Annotated in this window: 19 protein-coding genes and 1 pseudogene; 7 read left to right on the top strand and 13 right to left on the bottom strand. The window is 70.6% G+C overall.

Annotated elements, in window-relative coordinates:
* The first annotated feature begins 23 nt into the window (after positions 1–23).
* Entirely contained in the window at positions 24–731 is a 708-nt protein-coding gene (locus IA22_RS0121165; protein WP_014152908.1) for a GH12 family glycosyl hydrolase domain-containing protein, read from the top strand.
* Between the two features lie 44 nt (positions 732–775).
* Here the strand turns inward: IA22_RS0121165 and IA22_RS0121160 are convergent, their stop codons facing one another.
* From IA22_RS0121160 to IA22_RS0121120, 8 genes and pseudogenes are all read right to left on the bottom strand, one after another.
* Positions 776–1,783: a LacI family DNA-binding transcriptional regulator gene (locus IA22_RS0121160; protein ID WP_014152909.1), complete on the bottom strand. Its 1,008-nt coding sequence runs from the start codon at positions 1,781–1,783 to the stop codon at positions 776–778.
* Between the two features lie 199 nt (positions 1,784–1,982).
* Positions 1,983–3,068 (bottom strand): annotated as a pseudogene (locus tag IA22_RS0121155) (pectinesterase family protein); the annotation flags it as partial.
* A gap of 190 nt (positions 3,069–3,258) precedes the next feature.
* Entirely contained in the window at positions 3,259–4,497 is a 1,239-nt protein-coding gene (locus IA22_RS0121145) for a PP2C family protein-serine/threonine phosphatase (protein WP_360449207.1), read from the bottom strand.
* A gap of 41 nt (positions 4,498–4,538) precedes the next feature.
* A complete protein-coding gene (locus IA22_RS0121140; protein ID WP_030124488.1) occupies positions 4,539–5,339 on the bottom strand; it encodes an alpha/beta fold hydrolase in 801 nt (266 codons plus the stop codon).
* A 202-nt stretch (positions 5,340–5,541) separates the two neighbouring features.
* Positions 5,542–6,996: a family 43 glycosylhydrolase gene (locus tag IA22_RS0121135; protein ID WP_030124487.1), complete on the bottom strand. Its 1,455-nt coding sequence runs from the start codon at positions 6,994–6,996 to the stop codon at positions 5,542–5,544.
* Positions 6,978–7,934, bottom strand: a complete 957-nt coding sequence (locus tag IA22_RS0121130) for an arabinan endo-1,5-alpha-L-arabinosidase (protein WP_030124486.1) — start codon at positions 7,932–7,934, stop codon at positions 6,978–6,980. Before IA22_RS0121130 ends, IA22_RS0121135 begins: the two co-directional genes overlap by 19 nt.
* 205 nt (positions 7,935–8,139) lie before the next feature.
* Positions 8,140–9,327, bottom strand: coding sequence for a cytochrome P450 family protein (locus tag IA22_RS0121125; RefSeq protein WP_245229594.1), 1,188 nt, complete (start codon positions 9,325–9,327; stop codon positions 8,140–8,142).
* A gap of 32 nt (positions 9,328–9,359) precedes the next feature.
* Complete coding sequence (locus IA22_RS0121120) at positions 9,360–10,643, bottom strand: cytochrome P450 (protein ID WP_030124484.1); 1,284 nt, start codon at positions 10,641–10,643, stop codon at positions 9,360–9,362.
* Positions 10,644–10,802: 159 nt separating this feature from the next.
* Between IA22_RS0121120 and IA22_RS0121115 the strand changes: the two genes are divergently transcribed.
* Together IA22_RS0121115 and IA22_RS0121110 are read left to right on the top strand one after the other, a co-directional pair.
* Positions 10,803–11,402: a 3'-5' exonuclease gene (locus tag IA22_RS0121115; RefSeq protein WP_030124483.1), complete on the top strand. Its 600-nt coding sequence runs from the start codon at positions 10,803–10,805 to the stop codon at positions 11,400–11,402.
* 56 nt (positions 11,403–11,458) lie between these two features.
* Entirely contained in the window at positions 11,459–11,959 is a 501-nt protein-coding gene (locus IA22_RS0121110) for a hypothetical protein (RefSeq protein WP_015579576.1), read from the top strand.
* Positions 11,960–12,006: 47 nt separating this feature from the next.
* Here the strand turns inward: IA22_RS0121110 and IA22_RS0121105 are convergent, their stop codons facing one another.
* Together IA22_RS0121105 and IA22_RS0121100 are read right to left on the bottom strand one after the other, a co-directional pair.
* Positions 12,007–12,699 (bottom strand): hypothetical protein, encoded by a 693-nt coding sequence (locus IA22_RS0121105; protein WP_030124482.1) that lies wholly within the window; start codon positions 12,697–12,699, stop codon positions 12,007–12,009.
* A 140-nt stretch (positions 12,700–12,839) separates the two neighbouring features.
* Entirely contained in the window at positions 12,840–13,466 is a 627-nt protein-coding gene (locus tag IA22_RS0121100; RefSeq protein ID WP_030124481.1) for a hypothetical protein, read from the bottom strand.
* Between the two features lie 187 nt (positions 13,467–13,653).
* Between IA22_RS0121100 and IA22_RS0121090 the strand changes: the two genes are divergently transcribed.
* Positions 13,654–13,920, top strand: coding sequence for a hypothetical protein (locus IA22_RS0121090; protein ID WP_014152921.1), 267 nt, complete (start codon positions 13,654–13,656; stop codon positions 13,918–13,920).
* Between the two features lie 206 nt (positions 13,921–14,126).
* Positions 14,127–15,029, top strand: coding sequence for a hypothetical protein (locus IA22_RS0121085; protein WP_245229592.1), 903 nt, complete (start codon positions 14,127–14,129; stop codon positions 15,027–15,029).
* Between the two features lie 49 nt (positions 15,030–15,078).
* Here the strand turns inward: IA22_RS0121085 and IA22_RS0121080 are convergent, their stop codons facing one another.
* Complete coding sequence (locus tag IA22_RS0121080; protein ID WP_030124479.1) at positions 15,079–15,570, bottom strand: hypothetical protein; 492 nt, start codon at positions 15,568–15,570, stop codon at positions 15,079–15,081.
* A gap of 91 nt (positions 15,571–15,661) precedes the next feature.
* Here IA22_RS0121080 and IA22_RS0121075 point away from each other — a divergent pair, with 91 nt between their 5' ends.
* Complete coding sequence (locus tag IA22_RS0121075; RefSeq protein WP_015579572.1) at positions 15,662–15,856, top strand: hypothetical protein; 195 nt, start codon at positions 15,662–15,664, stop codon at positions 15,854–15,856.
* Positions 15,857–16,205: 349 nt separating this feature from the next.
* On the opposite strand, the gene IA22_RS0121065 is transcribed toward IA22_RS0121075, so the two are convergent.
* Together IA22_RS0121065 and IA22_RS34195 are read right to left on the bottom strand one after the other, a co-directional pair.
* Positions 16,206–16,715 (bottom strand): hypothetical protein, encoded by a 510-nt coding sequence (locus IA22_RS0121065; protein WP_190875146.1) that lies wholly within the window; start codon positions 16,713–16,715, stop codon positions 16,206–16,208.
* Positions 16,716–16,896: 181 nt separating this feature from the next.
* Positions 16,897–18,123: a DNA sulfur modification protein DndB gene (locus tag IA22_RS34195; RefSeq protein WP_030124476.1), complete on the bottom strand. Its 1,227-nt coding sequence runs from the start codon at positions 18,121–18,123 to the stop codon at positions 16,897–16,899.
* Between the two features lie 176 nt (positions 18,124–18,299).
* On the opposite strand from IA22_RS34195, the gene IA22_RS0121055 reads away from it, so the two are divergent.
* Positions 18,300–20,480 carry an N-6 DNA methylase gene (locus IA22_RS0121055; protein ID WP_030124475.1) on the top strand — a complete coding sequence of 727 codons (2,181 nt, stop codon included), beginning with the start codon at positions 18,300–18,302 and terminating at the stop codon, positions 20,478–20,480.
* The last annotated feature ends 37 nt before the right edge of the window (positions 20,481–20,517 follow it).

Genomic DNA, 20,517 nt, shown 5'->3' with positions numbered 1-20,517 from the left:
TCCCCACATGGAAGGAACACCCCATGGCACGATCCACCCTGACCCGGCTGCTGCTGGCCCCGACGGCGGCAGTGGCCGCGCTGATCGGTTTCGCGGCGGCGCCCGCCCACGCCGCGATCTGGACCTCGTCGGAGCAGTGGGGCAACTACACCACGTCCGACGGCTACATCCTCTACAACAACATCTGGGGTTCCGGAGCGGGCACCCAGAGCATCTGGGCCAACTCGTCGAGCAACTGGGGCGTGACGGCCAACCACCCGAACACCGGTGGCATCAAGTCCTACCCGAACGCCAAGAAGATCGTGAACAAGCCGATCACGTCGCTCTCGTCGCTGACCAGCACCTACAACGTGACGGTCCCGTCGTCCGGCGCGTACAACACGTCGTACGACATCTGGGACACGGACTACGACTACGAGGTGATGCTCTGGGTGAACTACAACGGCGCCGTGGGGCCCCTGGGCACCTCGCAGGGGACCGTCACGCTCGGCGGGCACACCTGGGCCGTGTACAAGGGCAGCAACGGCGCCAACGAGGTCTTCTCGTTCCTGCGGACCTCGGACTCGTCCTCCGGCACCGTGAACATCCTGCCGATCCTGAAGTGGATCAAGGACACCAAGGGCTGGTGGGGCAACGAGACCATCGGTGACGTCCAGTTCGGCTACGAGATCACCTCGTCGTCGGGCGGGCTGAACTTCACGACCAACGGCTTCAAGGTCTCGTCGAGCTGATCGCCGCGGCGACGGACCGGGCGCGTCCCGGCCCGTCGCCGTGCTCAGACCGGTGCCGGGCCCGAGCTCGCGCGCACCGTCAGGACCGGCTCCAGCAGGTCGACCTCGTCGGTGCCCCGGCCGCCCAGCTTCGCCACCACCTGTTCCACCGACCGGCGCCCCATCTCCTGCGCCGGAATGGCCACGGAGGTGAGCCGTACCGACGCCTGTGTGGCCACCTGGTCGGGGCAGACGGCCACCACGGACACGTCCTCCGGTACCGCGCGCCCCTGCTGCTGGAGCAGGTTGAGCAACGGCTCGACGGCGGCCTCGTTCTGGACGATGAAGCCGGTCGTCCCCGGCCGCTCGTCGAAGATGCGGGCGAGGGTGCCGGCCATCGCCGCGTAGCCGCCCTCGCAGGGGCGGTGCAGTATCCGCACCCCGGCGTCCTGCGCCTTGGCCCGGATCCCGTCCACCGTCCGTTCCGCGAAGCCGGTGTGACGTTCGTAGACCGCCGCCGCCTCGCCGATCACCGCCACCTCGCGGTGTCCGAGGCCGGCCAGGTGGTCCACGCAGAGCGCTCCGGTGGCCTCGAAGTCGAGGTCCACGCAGGTGAGCCCCGAGGTGTCGGCGGGCAGGCCGATGAGGACGGCGGTGCGTCCCGAGTCGCGGAGCAACGGGAGCCGCTCGTCGTGCAGTTCGACGTCCATCAGGATCATCGCGTCCGCCAGCGAACTCCCCGCGATCCGGCGGACCGCCGCGGGGCCCTCCTCGCCGGTGAGCAGCAGGACGTCGTAGCCGTGCGTACGGGCGCTCGTGGCGACGGCGATGGCGATCTCCATCATCACCGGGACGTACATGTCCGTGCGCAGCGGCACCATCAGGGCGATGATGTTGGATCTGCTGCTGGCGAGAGCACGCGCACCGGCGTTGGGGTGGTACCCCAGCTGCTGGATACTGAGCTCGACACGTTCCCGGGTGGAGGCCGAGATCGACCGCTTGCCGCTGAGGACGTAGCTCACCGTGCTCGCGGAGACTCCGGCGTGCTGGGCGACCTCGGCAAGCGTGACCATTCGGCTTCTCCCCTACAGTGGACGACCGCAAGGGAGAGCTGGTGAAGCGCTTCGACAGCGCCGTGCTGTGCTCCCCTTCGCACTCTGACATGCACAGACAACGTGGAGCCTAGACTCGCTCACAGTCACTGTCCAGAGTGGAGTCGAAGCGCTTCGACCGACCTCGGGGCGACGGTCCGCCGCCCTCACACACGGTGACTCAGGAGGCCGAGGGTGTCCAGCCCGCCAGCCAGTCGGCGGTCTCCTGTTCCGCGGCCTGGGCGTCGGTGAGCTGGGGCCGGTTGCTGCTCGCCGAGCCTGATCCGGGCCCGGCGTTCCGGTACTCCGCGAAACGGTCGTCCTTCCAGGAGAAGCCGCTCATGTCCGTCCACGGGGCGGACCTGATCGCCGAGCTGAGCGTGGTGCCGCGGAAGGTGGCCATGGGGTCGAGCGTGGCGTCACCCCCCGCGTGCCACGGGCGGCCGAGGTAGAAGGACGACGCCGAGACGTCGCCGTTGACGGTCGAGCCGGTGATCAGGAAGCCCCTGCGGTCGGCGGCCGTGCTCGGGGCGGCGATGTAGCCGGCGGAGCTGCCGTCCCAGCGCTTCTTCAGCGTGATGACGGACTTGTCGATCACGGCGGTGGCGCGTCCGAAGATGAAGTCGACGTTGCCCACGACGTAGGAGTTCGTCATGTAGACACGGCCGAGCGTCGCCTTGGAGGCGGTGTCGAGCAGCAGGGTGTCCTGGTCACCGGTGACGATCACGGAGTCCAGGAAGACCTTGTCCGCCGCGGTGCGCAGGGCCACGGCCTGGAGCCCGCTCAGGTTCTGGTTGACGGCTTCGTCGAAGTCGTTGGAGATCGTGAGATTACGGGCCTGGAAGCCGTTGGCCTCCGCCGCGACGGTCGCGCTGCCGCTGGTGCCGTAGGTGCCGGAGCCGTCGGGCTTCCGCGTGCCCGAGGCGTTGTTGTAGACGATGACGGTGTCGTTGCGACTCGCTCCGCTGCCCTGAAGGGTGACGTTCTGCTTGGTGGACGGGATCTTCACCAGTTCCCGGTAGGTGCCGGGCCTGATGGAGACGACGACCCGCGCGGTGTTGCCCGCGGGGATCGCGTTGACCGCCGCCTGCACGGTCGTGTACTGCCCGCTGCCGTCCTTGGCGACGGTGAGGGTGGTCGCGGCCTCGGTGCCGGACGCGGACCCGGAGGTCCACACCGTGGCGGCGGCGAGCAGCGTGGCCGCCCCCGCCGTCATCGCTCTCCGCGGCCCGGGGTGAGTGACGGCGCGTCGTGGTCGGTCGGCTGCCATGGCCTGATCCGTTCGTCGAGGGAAGAGGTGGGGTTCCATCCGTCAGTCGCCGCGGTCGCACGAAAGGTTGCCGGGCCCTGACGCCACGGCCGAAGGTGCCGCGCCGGCGGCACCGATGACCCGGGAGGGGGCCACGGTGAAGGGCCTCGGTGCCGTCGGCAGCATCGCGGCCCTCCGTTTTCCCCGCCTACCGCGGTCCGGCGCCGGTCTCCTCACCGTCCCGGTGCTCACGGGGCACGCCCATCGCGAGGAGCGCGGTGTCGTCGTCGAGCCCTTCACCGAACGAGCCGAGGAGGTCGGTGAGCGCCGCCACGGCTCCGGACGCCGGAACGGGGGCGAGGCTCCGCGCGAAGTCGAGGAGTGCTTCGTCGCCGTAGCGTCCACCGAGGCCGGGCGTGCGCGCCTCGGTCAGACCGTCGGTGTAGAGCAGCAGCGTGTCGCCGGGTCGCAGCTCCAGCGTGGCGGTGGTGAAATGCGCGTCGGGAACGACCCCGAGCAGTTGGCCTCCTGGCGTGGGGACGTGGTCGGCACTGCCGTCGGCGCGCAGCAGCACGGCCGGGGGGTGGCCGCCTCCCGCGAGGACGACATGGAACCCCGTCTCCTCCCCCTCGGACGTGAGCAGGCCGAAGATCACGGTGCAGAAGCGGGGTTCGTCCTCCTGGAACTCCCGGTTGAGGGCGGTGTTGAGGTTGGCCAGCACCGCGGCCGGCACAGGGTCGGACACCGCTGCGGCCCGCAGGGTGTACCGCGCCAGCGACGTCACGACGGCCGCGTTCGCGCCCTTGCCCCGCACGTCCCCCATGAAGAACCCCCAGCGTCCGGGAGCCAGCGGGAACAGGTCGTAGAAGTCCCCGCCCACCTCGTCGGCGGAGGCGAAGTGGTAGCGCGCGGCGACCTCCAGGCCGGGAACCGGTTCGAGGGCCGGCGGGATCAGGGTCCGCTGCAGCGTCGTGGCAAGCCGTTGCAGGCGCTCACGTTCGTGATCCGCCTCCTGCCTCGCCCTCAGGAGCTCTCGCTCGTAGGCGCGCCTGTCGTGGGCGTCCAGGATGGTGGTGCGAATCAGCAGCGGCTCACCGTCGCCGTCCTTCTTGACCGTGGAGGTGACCAGGGCGGGCAGCCGGCTGCCGTCCGCGGCCTTGAGTTCCAGTGCGACGCCGCTGACTTCTCCCTGCATACGCAGCAGGGGCGAGAAGTGCGTCTCGTGGTAGAGCTTTCCGCCGATCGTCAGCAGGTCGGAGAACTGCTTGTGGCCCACCAGTTCCTCGCGCCGGTATCCGAGCCATTGCAACAGGGTCCTGTTGACCTTGGCGATCCGGCCGTCCATCAGGGTGGAGAGGTAGCCGCACGGCGCGTTCTCGTACAGGTCCTCGACGCTGTCCTCCAGCAGTGCGGTGAACGGCAGCTGCTCCTGGTCACGGTCTCCCACGGCCCACGACTCGTCGGCCTCCTCGCCGCCCGGGGGCACCGTCACGACCCCTGCACGAAGGCGATGATGGCCTCGGCCGTCTCCTGCGGGGCGCTCAGCTGCGGGCAGTGGCCCGTCGAGTCGAGGGTGACCAGCTCGCTGCCGGGGATCTGCCTGTGCACGAAGGCGCCGACCTCGCGCGGGGCGAGCGTGTCCCGTGCACTCTCGGCGACGAGCGTCGGGACGCTCACCTTGGACAGGTCCGCGCGGTTGTCGGAGAGAAAGGTGACTCTCGCGAACACCCGGGCGATCTCCGGATCCATTCGGCAGAAGCTGTTCGTCAGCTCCTCGCCCAGTTCGGGGCGGTCCGGATTCCCCATGATCACAGGGGCAACCGTCGCGGACCAGCCCAGATAGTTGCTGTCCAGCGAATCGAGCAGTTCGTCGATGTCCTGCTCGCTGAAACCTCCCCGGTAGTCGCCGTCGTCGATGTAGGACGGCGACGGGGTGAGAAGGACAAGCTTGTCGAAGAGTCCGGGCTCCTGCACGACGGCGAGAACGCCGATCATGGAGCTGACCGAATGCCCGACGAAGGTCACGGGTCCGAGGCCGAGCTCCTGACAGAGTTCGATCACGTCCTGGACGTAGCCGTCCAGGGTGGAGTACCGCTCCGGACTCCAGGCGGACACGTCGGACCCCCCGGCCCCCACGTGGTCGAAGAGGACCACCCGGAAGTGCTTCTCCAGTTCGGGCACCACAAGTCGCCACAGATTCTGGTCGCACCCGAATCCATGGGCGAGCACCACCACCGGGCCGTCCTTGCGGCCCGTCACGGACACCCGGTTCCTTTTCCGCACATCCATACCTACATCGTGACACTTCCGGCACACGACAGCCCGGTCTGACGCAGCAGGCCTCCCACCGGTGCGAATCACACTCGGTTATCTGCCATGCACACATTGCCCGTCACCCGGTGTGCACCCCAGGGCACTCTGGGCCTCGGCATGGAGCCGCAGCCCACGAGGAGGAGCCGTGAGCTGCGGCACGGATCGGCCGGGGGCGGCCTCAGGTGACCGGCACGAGTGTGAACTGCTGGCAGGTGTTGTCCAGCCACGTCCACTGCCGTACGTCGGCGCCGTCGGCCGTGGAGCAGTCCGCGACGTCGGCGACCTTCCCGGTGGCCTGGTTGACGATGCGCACCCAGCCGCCGGCCTCGGTGGTGACGAGACGGAAGCGCTGGCAGGTGTTGTCGAGCCACGTCCACTGGCGCAGATCGGCGCCGTCGGCGGCGGAGCAGTCCGCCGTGTCGAGCACCTTGCCCGACGAGACGTTCACCAGCCTGCTCGTGTCGTCGCCCCGGTCCTCGACGCGCCATCGCTGCTTCGCGCTGCCGTCGCACGTCCACTGCCGGACGTCGGCGCCGTCGGCGGTCGACGCACCGCTCACGTCGAGGCACTTCCCGGTGGCCCGGCTGACCACGGTGTACGCGGCCGGGGTCGCGGCCGTCTCACCGGAGGGACCGGCCAGTGTGGTGCCGAGGGCGACGGGTGTGCCCAGGTTCGGTGTGCCGTCCGGGTTCCAGCTGAACTTCTGCGACCGCGCCGTGCGTCCGTTGTCGCAGCCGTCGGACGCCGAGTCGTTGGCGTGGTAGACGATCCAGCTCTCCGCGCCGTCGGGCGAGGTGAAGAAACCGTTGTGGCCCGGCCCGTACACCCCGGCGGAGTCGTTCCGCTGGAAGACCGGGGTTGACTTCTTCGTCCACGAGGACGCGGAGAGCGGGTTCGACCCGGTCAGCGTGAGCTGCCCCAGCTTGTAGTCGGGGGCCCAGCAGCCGCTGGCGGAGTAGACGACGAACGCCTTCCCGCCCCGCTGGAGCACCTCGGCCCCCTCGTTGACCGTGCCTCCGGACCTCTCCCAGTCGTAGGTGGGCGTCGAGATCGTCGAGAACGAACCACTGAGCGTGTACGGGTTCGACATCGGGGCGATGACGAGGTTCTGCGTCCCTCCTCCGCTCGCACTGCCCAGCAGGTACATCTGCCCGCCGACCGTGAGCACGCTCGGGTCCAGCATCCAGCCGCTGCCCAGCTGGTTCCGGTACGTGTACGGTCCCATCGGGTCGGAACCGGCACTCTGCAGCACGTGGACGCGCTGCGTCGGGTTGTAGTCGGCGATGTTCCGGCCGGCCACGTAGTACAGGTACCACCGCCCGCCCGAGTAGTGCAGTTCGGGCGCCCAGATGTTGCAGCAGCGCGAGGCCGCGTCGCCCTGCCACACCTGCACGCTCGGCGCGGTGGAGAGCCCGGCCAGCGTCGGTGACTTCCGTATGGTGATGACGTCGGTCCAGCTCGTCGACACCAGGTGGTAGTTGCCTTCGTGGTAGGAGATCCAGGGGTCGGCCCCCTTCTGCGCCTTGACCGGGTTGGAGTACGGGCGGCCCTCGGCCGCCGACGCCGGCGACGGCTGTCCGAGGGCGAGCGCCAGCAGGAGGGCGCTCAGCAGGGTCAGTAGGCGACGGGCCATCCGCTGCTCCAGTTCAGAAGGTTGACACCGAGCTTCGGGGTGCCGTTGTCCTGGCCGTCGTAGTAGTGGTAGACGAGCAGGTCGCCGTCGGAGTCCGCCAGGATCGACTGGCCGCCGGGTCCGATGTAGCGGCCGTGCGACTCCATGACGGCCGTGCCGCCGTTACTGAGCATGCTGACGCCGTTCCTGTCCTTGTAGGGACCGGTGACGCTGGTCGCCCTGCCCACCTTGATCTTGTACGTCGAGCTGGTGCCCGCGCAGCAGGTGTCGTACGAGGCGAAGAGGTAGTAGTAGCCGTTCCGCTTCACGATGGAGGGTGCCTCGACGGCCTTGGTGCCGGTGGGCCGGGAGGCGAGGGAGCGGCGGGCGGTGTCCCCGGCGTACTGCTTGCCCGTCGACGGATCGATACGGATCATCTTGATACCGGTCCACCAGGAACCGAAGGACAGCCACCACCTGCCGTCGTCGTCCACGAACAGGTTGGGGTCGATGGCGTTGTAGTCGCTGGACGAGTTCGACGTGTACACGATCCCGTAGTCGCTCCAGCTGCCGGCCTGCCCGGTGGCGGAGCCCGCGAGGCCGATGGCCGAGGTGTTGGAGCCGAAGGACGAGACGGCGTAGTACATCAGGTACGTGCCGCCGCGGTACGAGATGTCCGGGGCCCAGGGGTCGGACGCAGAGGAGTAGTTCTTCCACCAGCTCGGCTTGGTGGTGAAGGCGTTCCCGGAACGGCCGAAGGCGGTGCGGTCGGTGGAGGTGCGCAGCTGGAGGCCCTCACCGGTCGAGTAGAGCAGGTACTGGCCGGACGGGCCGCGGATCATGCTGGGGTCGTGGACGACGATGTCGCCGTTGACGACACCCGGGTTGGGGTACGCGGACGCGCTGCCCGGCACGAGGGCCAGCAGCAGCGCTGCGGGGACCACGGCGAGGGCTCTCATCGATGTGCGGCTCACGAGGGGACCTCCATGGGGGTCGGGGGTGGGCGGTCCACCCCGCAGTCGCCGCGGAGGAGGGGTTCGGTTGCCGCGCGCCACCCACTTACACCGAGAGACCGGACACCGTCCGGAATCCCGAACGGACAGGCACACAAGGGGAGTTGCGGCGAGAGCTCGTAAGGTCCCGCCGCGACTCCCCCGCAGGCCGTCAGCCGTGGAGGAGTACGGGGAACGCCTCCATGTCGTTCTGCGTCATCACCGGCAGTTTGCGGATCCCGTCGTCCTCGATCGCGAGCCTGAGCTCCGGGAAGCGTCCGAACAGCGCGGGCAGCGCGATGCCGGCCTCGACACGGGACAGTGCCGCGCCGGGACAGATGTGGGGCCCGTGGCCGAAGGTCATGTGCCGTATCGGCGTCGGCCGGGTGATGTCGAAGGCGCCCGCGTCGTCCCCGTGCTGGGCGGTGTCGCGGCCGATGGCCCGGTAGGAGATGACGACGCCCTCCCCCTGGGCGACGACCTGGTCGCCGACCTGGATGTCCTCGGTGGCGAACCTCATCAGGAGGTGGGTGGTGGGGGTGTCCCAGCGCAGCGTCTCCTCGATCACCGTGTCCCAGGGGACCTCGCCGTCCAGCACCATGCGCAGTTGGTCGGGATGGGCGAGGAGGGCGCGTACGGCGTTGAGGATGAGGCCGATCGTGGTCTCGTGTCCCGCCGCGACCATCGCCTTGAGGTTGCCCACGACCTCCTCCTCGGTGAGGGGCTCCCCGCCCTCCTCCGCGAGGATCAGCGCGCTGGTGAGATCGTCGGTGGGACGCGCGGTCTTCTCCCGGACCAGCTCGGTGTAGAAGACGTCGAGCTCGGCGAGGAGCGCCAGCCGGTCCTCCTGCGGGGTGAGCATGGAGAAGAACGCCTTGTACTGCCGGGTCAGCATGGGGTGCAGCGCCTCGTCCACCCCCATCAGCAGCCCGACCACCTTCATCGGGAGCGGCTGGGCGAACACGGCCTTGAGGTCGACGGCCCCGCCCTCGCCCTGTTCGGCCAGCGCGTCCAGCAGGTCGTCGGTGAACTTCTCGATGTCCGGCCGGATCGCCTCCAGCCGGCGGGGTGTGAGGGCCTGCGAGGTCTTCGTCCGGAGCCTGCGGTGCTCCTCGCCGTCCACGGTGAACATGGAGCGGCCCGCGTCGATCATGCCGATCAGCGGCCAGGCATGTGTGACCTCTCCGCGCTGCCAGAGCTCCCAGGCGTCCAGATCCTTCACCAGGCGTGTGTCGAGCAGGAGTTGACGTGCCTCGGCGTGCCGGGTGACGGTCCAGGCGGGGACCCCGAGGAGCTCGATGCGGGCGAGCGGGACAGAGGCCCGCAGCTGTTCGGTCTCACCGTCGAGGTCCTGGACCATGGGGTCGATCACCACGGTGGCGTACGGGCACTTCACAGCAGGTCTCCTGTCGTCTGTACGGGAGCGAACCGGACCGGCAGCGCGGTCGTCCCGCGCAGGAAGGCGGACGGGCGCCGGACGAGGCCCTCGGCGGGGACGGCGAGTCCGAGGTCGGGCAGCCTGTCGAGGATGACCTCGATCGCCGTGCGGGCGATGGTCTCCGCGATCTCCTGCGCGGGGAAGGGGCAGCGGTACTCCCCGTGACTGAAGGCGAGATGCGACCCGTTGGCCGCGTGGTGCCCGCCGCCGGACGTGATCTCCTGCCGTATCAGCGGGTCGGTGTTGGCCGCGCCCAGGCCGAGGAGGAGCATGTCCCCGGCGCGGATGGTCCGGCCGCCGAGCTGGGTGTCACGGACCGCCCAGCGTCCGGCGAGGATCTGGGTGGGGCTCTCCTCCCAGAGGACCTCGTTCATCGCGTCGCCGACGCTGCGCCGTCCACCGGTGAGGGAGTCGGCGAACTGGTCCTCGGTGAGCATGAGCCGCAGGGAGTTGCTGATCCAGTCGGCCGTCGTGAGGTGCCCGGCGGCTGTGACGGCCATCAGGTCGAGGGCGTACTCCTCGTCCGTGAAGGGCTCGGGGTCGGCGAGCATCCGGGAGGTCACGTCGTCGCCGGGCGTCTCCCGCTTGGCCGCCACCAGCCGCCGCATGTGCGCGCCGAAGCGCCCGTACGCCTCGTGGGCGCCCGGACCTCCGTCGGCCAGGTCCTTCAGGACCCGCGCGATGTCCGCCCCCTCCGCGTCGGGGAACCCGACGAGACGGGCGAGGACGAGTACGGGCAGCGGCTCGGCGAACTCGGCGACGAGATCGGCCGTGCCCCGTGCGCAGATGCTGTCGACGAGCCTGTCGGCCAGTTGCTCGCAGTGCTCGCGGATCTCGAACGGGTCCACCGCCTCCAGCGCGGGTACCACCATCTCGGAGTGCCGCCGGTGCTCGGCACCCGCGGTGAAGTAGATGGAGGGCATGGGGCGGCCGACCATGGGGAGCAGCGGCCAGTCCGCGGGTATGTGCTCCCACTGGTTCCAGAGGCCGACGTCCCTCGGGAAGAGTTCACCGTCGCTGGTGACCTGGTGGAGCTCGCGGTACCCGACGATCAGCCAGGCGGGGAAGCCGCCGGGGAGTTCCACGGGCACCACGGGCCCGTAGGAGTGCCGCATGCTCCGGTACAGGGCCTGCGGTTCGGTCCGGAAGGCGGGCCCGCCGAGCGGCACGGGCGTGGTGGCGGCGTGGGCGGGGCAGCCGCCGGATGCGGGCGCGCCGGATAAGAAGGGGGTCGTCATCGTACGGACTCCTGGGAGACGGCTTCGCGCGTTGCGGCCATACGATCAACGCGGCACCACTATAGGGAGATCGGGTGAAGCTTCGGGGAGTGATCGCGACACCGGCGACCATGGAAAAGGTGATGCCGGAACCCGGCACACGCCCCTACGCTCGGCCCCATGCGCCACGGCCCCTCTCTGCTGAACGTGATGGACGTCGAAGCCACCTGCTGGGACGGGCAACCGCCGCCCGGCTCCGTGAACGAGATCATCGAGATCGGTCTCACCGTCGTCGACCTGTCGGCGGGGCGCCGCTCGTCCCGCCACCGCGTCCTGGTCCGCCCCGCCCGTTCGGCGGTGAGCGGCTTCTGCACCGAACTGACCGGACTGACCCAGGCCGAGGTGGACCGGGGGGTCACCTTCGCGGAGGCGTGCCGGATCCTCGTCGAGGAGTACGGGGCCGGGGAGCGCCCCTGGGCGAGCTGGGGCGACTACGACCGGCGGCAGTTCGCCCGGCAGAGCCGGGCCGACGGGGTGGCCTACCCGTTCGGTTTCCCGACGGAGCGCACGCACACCAACGCCAAGGCCGTCTTCGCCGAGTCCTACGGGCTGCGCAGGAAGCCGGGCATGGACCAGGCCTTGCGCATCGCCGGACTGCCGCTGGAGGGCCGCCATCACCGCGGCGAGGACGACGCGTGGAACATCGCCGCGCTCGTGCTGGATCTGGTGGGCCGCGGGGCGTGGCCCGCGGCGGCGGTCCCGCCCGGCGCCGCCATGTGACGGGTGGCGCGGAGCTCGGTCATCAAGGATCACGGCGCGGCCCTTAGGCTCGTCCGGTGCGCAGAGATCACGATGACGAGCCCGTCTTCCGACGCTCGGAGTGGGGAACCACCCGATACGTCTACAACCCACGCAATCCGATCGGCCTCGGACTCATCATCGGCTCGCTGGTGTTCGCGGTGGTGGCCCTCTACTCCCTCCACGCGAGCTCGTCATGGAGCGAGGGCGAACTGCGCGACGCGGTCCACTCCGCGGCCCGGACCCTGGAGGCCGAGGACCAGACGTTCGCCTCCTGGACCGGCGGCTACCGGAGCATGATCCGTGACGCGATCGAGGACAGCGGTGAGGGCCCCTCGAGCGGTGGCCCGGTGAGCGTCTCCGAGGTGGACGACACCTACGACCGGGACGCCCCGGCGGGGGTGGACCGTTTCGAGGTCGGCTCCGAGGACGTCGACACCGTCTACTGCGTCGGCGTGTCCCCGCCGGAGCCCGAGCCCACGCTGGACAAGGTCGAGCTGGATCTCGCCGTCAGCGTGGACGAGGGGCGCTGCGAGTAGCGCGGCGGCGGCCCGGATCCCGGGACGCCCCGGCGCGAGTCACCGGTCTACGGATGCGCCTCGACGGGAGCCGCCTCGGCGCGGGCCCGTCGCGCGGACACGGGCAGGAACCTGCGTACGGTCAGGAGCAGCCCGACGTTGAGGACGACCTCCCCCGCGTTGCCGAGCACGGGCACCTGTACGGCCGCTCCGGAGACCGTGACCATCACGGCGGCGGTGACCGCCAGCCAGACGAACCCGGTACTCCGCCACACCACGATCCCGGCGGAGAGGACCACCAGACCCGTGACGATGGCCGGCAGTGGGCCTGTCGGCGACGCCGCGTCGTTCACGTAGCGCAGGGTGTCCGCCCAGCGCTCCGCACGCAGCGTCAGGCCGAGGATGTCGTGGAGCACGCCCGCTGCCACCAGGAGGACCGTGAGGCCGACGGCGGCGCCGCGCGCTCCCCTACCCTTCGCCCGGTGCAGCCCCGCGTGTTCCGCCGCGGACAACGACCAGAGCACGAGGAGGGGCGTCAGCAGCGCGTGCGCCACGAAGCGGGGGGCGCTCAGCGACTCCAGCAGGGGCCCGGCCCCCACCGAACTCCCCAGAGCGATCACGCCGTTGTCCCAGACCAACGCCGCACACACCAGCGTCGGCACGGCGACCAACAGCCCTGGCGCCGCACGCCAGTGGCGCCCCACGGCCACCGCCAGGCACAACTGCGCGACCGCGAGCACGGCGAACACCGACGAGATCACTCGGGACTCCCTCTGACCTGTACCTTGCACCTCTACATGTATTTCAACAATCAAGATACTTGCCGGTCAAGGAGTTCACTCGGGCAGGGTTGCCTAGCGGCGCGACGTGTGCGCCCGCGTCAGCTCATCCGGTCATTCGGTCATCCGGGGAGGAACGCCCTGGCCGCCGCCGCCCCGGCATCCGCGTCCCAGCCGGCGGGAACGACGGCAGCCACCGCGGCCGCGTCGAGGGCGGCGTCGGCGGCGATCAGCGCGTCGACGGAATCCGTGGACGGTTCACGGCTCTCCGCACCGGCCGTTCCCCTGATGACGGCGACGACCGCTTCACGGGTCCACCCGACGCTGAGCGCCGGCAGTCGCAAGGCCGTGAACCCGTCCTCGGCGTCGTAGTCCGCACGCTTCCAGGCGCCGCCGTCGAAGCCGTACACGAACCCGAGGAAGAGCTGCGCCTCGCGCACGCGGCGCACCGGCGGCTCCCACCAGCCGGGCGCTCCGGCGAGCAGGTCCGTCCCGGGCTCCTCGAAGAAGTCGGACGCCTCCGCGTAGAACGTCCTGGATTCGTTCCGGTCCTGCCCGAGCAGCACCGCCCGCCCCGCGTCCAGGTGGTGCAGCTCGGCCCAGCTGCCGTGCCCGTCGTCGTAGTGCCACAGCGACGAACTCCCTTGGCACTGATCGCCGTTCCCCGCAGCGGCCTGTACAGCGGCGAGGGCCGCCCAGCGTCCTCGCAGCGCCGTCGGGTCGGGAAGGTCGAGCTGTACCAGGGCCATGGCCGGATCCTCACGGTGGGCGAACGACGGTCAGCCCGTCGAGTGCCCGCAGTCGGTCGCCGTCACGCTGCCGCACCCCACCCGGAGGGCGACGACGGCACCCGGCCAGGGCGCCGGACCGTATTCGTCCCAGGAGAATCGGCCGACCGACGTCTCATCCCCCGCCAACGGGGGTACGAGGTCAAGCATGGCTCTCGTGAAGCGTGTTGCTCTCGCTCCCCGTGCACTGCGGCAGCTGCGGCGCGTCCGCTCGGTGTACCTGGCAGGCGTGCTCCTGTCCGTCCTCGGTCTTCTCTCCTACGACAATTCGGCGGCGGGAGGACGCCAGGCTGTGATCGCGGGCGTCTTCCTGCTGGTGTTCGCCGCCCTTCTCACGCTGACCGCGGTGCAACTGTGGCGGCACGGGCGGACCAAGCACTGCAGTACGGCGAAGAGGCTCACCCGGATCGTCTGAGGGGCATACGCACGGCTGACCCCGCCTCACTGCGCGGGGTCCGTCAGCTGCCGCCCCCCGACAACTTCGCCAGGCGCTCAGCTCGCGCCGCTTCATTGGCCTCCCGCCGTGCGTGCCGGTCGCACGGGCTCACCGATCCCGTGCCGCGGAAGTCGCCGCCTGCACGGCCGTGGGCTTCGCCCGGCGTCGATGTACCCTGCTGGATCATGCGCATACCAGCACGTGGGTCAGTCGTGGGCGTCGCCGCTCTCGCCGTTGTACTTCTGGCCTCGGCCACCGGTTGTTCTGCCGGTTCCGACGACGGTGACAGCGGCTCCGAGCTACTCACGGGGCTCGGACACCTGGCCGGCGACACCGGCACGAAGCAGGTGACCTTCCTCGACGCGGCCGACGTCCGGAAGCTGAGCAAGGGTGACGCGGAGAGGTTCGCCTGGATCTCGCAGCCGGCGAGCCTGCTGCTGGACACCTCCCGGCCGGGCCCGTTGGGGCAGAAGTTCAGGTCGGACCAGATCGACAGCGCGGTCGACACTCCCGAGGGAGGTCACTGGGAGGGGTCCTTCGACACGACCGCCATCACCAAGTCGCTGAAGTCCGAGGGCTACACGCGGAGCGAGAAGGACGGGCGGGAGGTCTGGACGCACGCGAAGCCGGAGGTCACCCTCCAGGTCTCGGACGACCAGATCTCCTACTCGATCCAGGACTCCGCCCCTCTCGCGGCGGTCAGCCCGAAGGAAGGCTCCTCCCTGGCCGACAGGAAGGAGTTCCGGCGCGCGGCAGAGTGCTTGGGCGACGTCTACCGTGCGGACTTCAACCCGTCCGGCTCCACCGGCCCGGTTCGCCTGTCCGCTGTGGGCCAGCAGGCGGAGACTGCGGCGAAGAACACCGAGGTGCTCTGCTTCGTGGTCGAGGACGAGGCCGCGGCCAGGAAGCTGGAGACCGAGCTGCGGACGGTGGTGAGCGACAAGTCACCGAAGTTCGACGGCACGAAGGTGACCGTGGAGAAGGGCGACCAGCCCGTGGTACGGGCCGTGGTCCCGGACACGGCCACCCAACGGCCGGGCCGGCTGGTCATCAGTGACATGGAGCTGTGGATGGCAGCCGCGAACTGACGAGGTGCGCCCCCTCGGCGTCGGGCCTCATCCGCAGCCCGGCCATCGCTCATGACTGGCACTGCGGGTTGAGCGCCCAGACGTAGAGGGCGTTCGCTTCCTGGTTGAGGAGGAAGTGCGGCGCTCCCTCGGCCGCCCCGTCCTCCAGAGCGGTGTCCCGAGTCCAGCCGTGCGCCTTGCCGAGCGTGGGAGACAGCTCCTCCGGCACGGACGCGCCGGAGGGCTCGGGTTCCCAGGACCCTCCGGCGCTCAACCGCGCCGCTTCCCCGTCGACGAGCCAGATGACACCCTCCAGTTGGTGGTCGGTGGGGCCGGGCGCTCTTCCGTCCACGATCCCCAGCGTCCGGACGCGCCAGCGGACCCTCTCCGGCTTCCCCGGCAACTCCACGCATGTGGCCAGTCGGGAGGCGTCGGTGCGTACCTCGGGCGCACCCGCCGATGTCGTCGGCTCCCCCGGCCGCGCACTCGCCGTGCAGCCGACCGCCGTCGCGACGAGGAGCGCCGCCGCCCCCGCACCGCTCAGCTTCCGCACCACGCTCATCGACGTCCTCCCCCGCGATCGAGACCCTTTGCCGCCGTCAGGAACGATATCGAGGGGCCGGTGTGTCAGACCCCCGGCCTACAGTTCGCCCATGGACATGAACGACCCGCAAGAGGTAGGTATCGCCTTCGCCGAAGCCGTCTACGGCTTCACCGTGAGCGAGGGCCCGCCCGACCCCGACTCCGCGCTGGGCCGCGTGCGGGCGTTCACCGCGAGATACGGAGAGGAGGCGCTCAGACCGGAGCACTTCACAGCCGCGCGTGAGGGCCGCCCCTTGCTGCCGTGAAGGGGCGTTCCTGAAGCGCGCACCCACGAAGATCAGCCCTGTGCCGGGGCGGGCCGCCCCGGCAGAGCCGTCTCTACACGAACGCCCAGTTCCTCTTCACCCGCGCGAGCTTGACGAAGCGTCCTGTCTCCGTCACCCACGGATGCGGTGTCCTGAACCGTGTCAGGTCTTCCATGGACACGACCACCGCGTCGAGCTGCCGCGCGACATTCAGGGCCGCCTGCGGTGAGGCGGTGGCTGGAGCGGTGACGATCAGACCCGAGGAATGACGTCTGTAACCCCCGCCCAGCACTGGCGGCAGGAGACCTGAGGCAGCGCGCCACTCGTCGTCCTGAACCGGACCAGCCGGTCAGCCGACCCGCTTCCACTCCTGACAGCGGGTGGACTTGAAAACTTCGCCCTTGTTGACCGTGACCCGGCCGCTGCCGTCGAGGTTGCCGTTGGCGATGATCGCGTCGAACTCGCCGCTGGCGTTGCTCGCCCGCTCCCAGTAGCACCCGAAGCCCCCGTCGGGGCCCGCAGTCTTGTAGGTCCCCGCCTTCATGTCCTCCCCCACCAGGTACTCTCCGTCCCCTTCGACCGTGGTCGGCGGACCCTTGGGCTTCGGCGGCTTGGGCGGCGGAGCCGTGATCGTCGCGGTCTTCGTCACGGTGACCTTCGGCCCCGGCACTTCGACCTCCTTGGTGACGGTCTTGGTGACGGTCACCTTCGGAGCGGGTCCTGCGGAGTCCGTGGCCTGGGCCTGGTCGTCCGAGATGCCGATCCCGACGCCGAGGAAGAGGGCGACGAGACCGACCGCCCCGTGGGTGAGCCATCTCCTGCTCTGTGACGGCTTACCGGGAACAGGCGGCGGAGGCATGAACGCGCCCGGGAACGTGCCATGCGGCGGCGGCGGGCCGGGCCGAGTCGGATACGCACCGAAGGGAGGCGGGGTGGCGGGACGAGCCGGGCCGGGCTGCTGCGGGCTGTCGGGATTCATCGTGCGGTCTCCTGATCGTGAAAGTGCGTCGGCATCGGTGGGTGGGTGACGAAGAGGCCGGTCACTGCCCCCGGATGCGCCGCCCCGCCTCCGTGCCCGGGTAGAGCATCGCGTCGGCGACACGGCCGCCGGAGTCCTTCACGCCGCCGCTGAAGTTGAGCCGACCGGTCGCCCCGGCCTTCGCGGCCACGCCGTCCCAGTAGCGCGCCTCCCGCTCCCACCGGATGTCGGCGAGGAGTCGCTGCAGCGCATCGGTGCTCAGCGCGTTCGCCGGGTCGGCCCACGGCGTCGTGTGGTGGACGGCGATCCCCAGCCCGGCGAGCACGGCGGGTGCGGTGAGGGCGCTGCGCGAGACGAAGTGGGAGCTGTGCTCGGCGATGAGCCGGGCGAGCAGCGGTACGACGTGTCCCTCGACCTGACCGGCGTCGGAGCCGGCGGGCAGCTCGTCCTCCTGGACGGTCTCCGCGGACCGGGAGAGTCCGTTGCGCCCGTAGATCGCCGTGATGACCAGGGCCCGCAGCGCGGAGAGAGTGATCACCTCGGGGTCGCTCTTGCCGACCTGCCGCTTGCTGGCATTGACGAGCTTGGTGAACGGTACGAGCTTGCCGTCCACGTCCACCTTGACGGCGTCGGCGACGCGGTGCGCGAGGCGGGTGGCGAAGTCCCGCTGGTCCATGGACATCGCCAGGTTCTTCGCGACGGCCACGCCCTGGACGTTGCGGTCGTAGAAGATCTGCCGCGCGTCGGCGACGCTGAGGTCGACGTACAGCTCGAACGGCACGCGGATCGTCGCGAGTTCGGCGTAGGTGAGCCCGAAGTGCTCCGGGTCGTCGTACAGCTCGTGCCAGGCGGTCGTCTGGGTCTCGCCGTCGATCGCGACGACCGAGGTGCCGGGCGTGATGGTCAGGGTCCGCAGTCCGGTGCCGGGCAGCAGTTCGTCGCTGAGCGCGGCGAGGGGTCCGGCGTGCCAGAAGGTGATCGGCGGCGTGGACCAGCCGGCGCCCAGCTCCCCCTTGACGCCGTCGGCGATGTACTCGGCGTACGAGCCGACGTTCTTCCCCTTCTGCGTGGACTTCAGCGCCCGCTGCACGAGCGACCGCAGTTCGGCGTGACGGCGCACCGCACCGGAGGCGGCCTTGAGCGTCTTCGTGTCCTCCTCGCGGCGGGGCGAGGGAACGAGCTGGACGAGCGTCGGGACGGACATGGTCCCGATCACGGCATCCGCCCGGAAGGGCATGACGGTGAGCTGGGTGCCTTCGACGACAGCGGTCGGCATGGTGATGCGCATAGCGATTCCCCCCACGGGATCGGCGAGTTCCTCGGACCCCCCTCGGGCCGAGCACCTTCACTTGGAAGCAACACCAGAGAAGCATCACCGTGAAAGCATTGTCAAACGGCTTGACGCGTTTGACCGACGGTGTAAGTTGTGAGCTGTCAGCTACCGAGAGGCCCAGGACTCCCGCCATGCCCCAGCCACCCGCCCAGGTGACCGCCGCCGAGATCTCACGCATCGCCGGAGTCACGCGCGCCACCGTCAGCAACTGGCGCCGTCGGCACGACGACTTCCCCGCGCCGTCCGGGGGCACCGACAGCAGCCCTCTCTACGACCTGGTGGACGTGCAGAAGTGGCTCGGCGCCCGGGGCCACGCCTCGACGGCCGACCCCGCGGAGGAGCTGCGCACCACGCTGCGGCTGCACCCCGGGGGTGGCGGCACGACCGGCGCCCTGCTTCCTCTGGCACTGGCCACGGCCCGGCGCACTCCCGAGGAGCTCAGCACGCTGGCCGGCCTGTCCGACGCCGAGCTCGTCGCCTGCGCCGACAGGGCGGTGGCCGACCTCGCGGAGCTGGTCCCCGGCGCGGAGGCCGTCCACTTCGCGGCGCATGACGTCGATGTCCTGCGGGCGCTGCTGCGCTGCGTACAGGACGACGCGAGCGGCGAGGCGGCGCTGGCCGTGCTGGCGGAGCGGGAGCTGGAGGACAGCGCCGCGAGCGGCACCTACCGCACCCCGGTGCAGCTCGCCGACCTCGTCGCCCGCTTGGTGCCCGGACCGTGTGCACAGGTCCTGGACCCGGCATGCGGCAGCGGCTCCCTGCTCTCGGCCGCCGCCCGGCGGGGCGCGACGGTGCTGTACGGCCAGGACAGCGTGACCGTGCAGGCGCAGCGCAGTGCGGTGAGCCTGCTGCTGGCGGCCGCGGACGCGGACATCACGGTGCGTGCGGGAGACAGTCTCCGCGCGGACGCGTTCGACGGGGTCATCGTCGACGCCGTCCTCTGCAACCCGCCCTACGGCGACCGCGACTGGGGCCACGACGAGCTGGCGTACGACGCCCGCTGGGCGTACGGCGTACCGCCGCGCGCCGAGTCCGAGCTCGCCTGGGTCCAGCACGCGCTGTCCCATCTGGTGCCGGGCGGCCACGCCGTCCTGCTCCTCCCCCCGGCCACCGCCTCCCGCGCCTCGGGCCGCCGGGTCCGCATGGAGCTGGTCCGCAGCGGCGCCCTGCGCGCGGTGGTGGCCCTGCCTCCGGGGGCCGCGGCGCCGTTCCATGTGGGGCTCCAGATCTGGGTGCTGCGCCGTCCCGAGCCGGCGGGCCCCGCACATACGTCGGTCCTGTTCGTCGACACGTCCGAGGCGGCGGGAGCGGGCGCCGACACGGCGACCGGCCCGGGCACGGGCACACGCGCGGGCGGCACCGCCTCCGGTACGCGCACCGGCCGCACCCCGCTGAACTGGACGGCTCTCACCGAGACGGCGCTCACCCAGTGGTCGGCCTTCGTGAAGGACCCGGACGCGTACGCCGACGAGCCGGGCACCGCCCGCGCGGTCCCGGTGGTCGACCTCCTGGACGACGTCGTGGACCTCTCCCCCGCCCGCCATGTACGCGCCTCGCGCACGGACATCGCCCCGGCGGAACTGGCCAGGGAGGCGGACGAGGTACGCCGACGGCTCGTTGCCGGTGCCAAGTCACTGGGCAGGGCGGCTGGTTACGACGACTGGAGCGCGGCCGGTCCCGCCCCGCGCGTGTGGCGCACGGCCACGGCGTCGGACCTGTCCCGGGGTGGTGCGCTCACGTTGCTGCGCACGGCGCCGGACTCCAAGGGCTCCGCCGGTGCGGCACCGGTGACCGCCGTACTCACCGGCCTGGACATCGCGCGCGGTACGGCCCCATCGGGTGACCCGAGCGGGCTGCGGGCCGACGGGGCACCGGTGATCGCGGCGGGCGACGTGCTCGTACGGGCGGTCGCGGGCGGGGGCGGCGCGATGGCCCGCGTGGCGGACGACGCGGATTCCGGGGCACTGCTCGGCCACCAGGTCCACCTGTTCCGGCCGGATCCGGCAAGGCTCGATCCGTGGTTCCTGGCCGGCTTCCTGGGCGCGGAGGAGAACATCGCGAGCGCGTCGACGGGCAGCACGGTGCTTCACGTCAGCCCGGGCCGACTGCGCGTCCCGCTGCTGCCGCTGGAGGAGCAGAGACGCTACGGCGAGGCGTTCCGCCGGGTCCACGCCCTGAGAACCGAGGCCGCGCGCGCCACGGAACTGGCCGAGGAGACCGCCCGGCTGCTGGTCGGCGGACTGACGGGGGGCGGGCTGGTCCCGTCAGCCCCGGCGGCGGCCGACAGCGGGGCCGCCGCGGAATCGGCCTGAACCAGCACTACGGCCTTCACACAACCACCACACTTGC

Source organism: Kitasatospora papulosa, assembly GCF_000717245.1.
GTDB classification, from domain to species: Bacteria; Actinomycetota; Actinomycetes; order Streptomycetales; family Streptomycetaceae; genus Streptomyces; species Streptomyces papulosus.
Note: the sequence above shows the minus strand (reverse complement) of the source record. Positions and strands in the feature narration are given on the sequence as shown.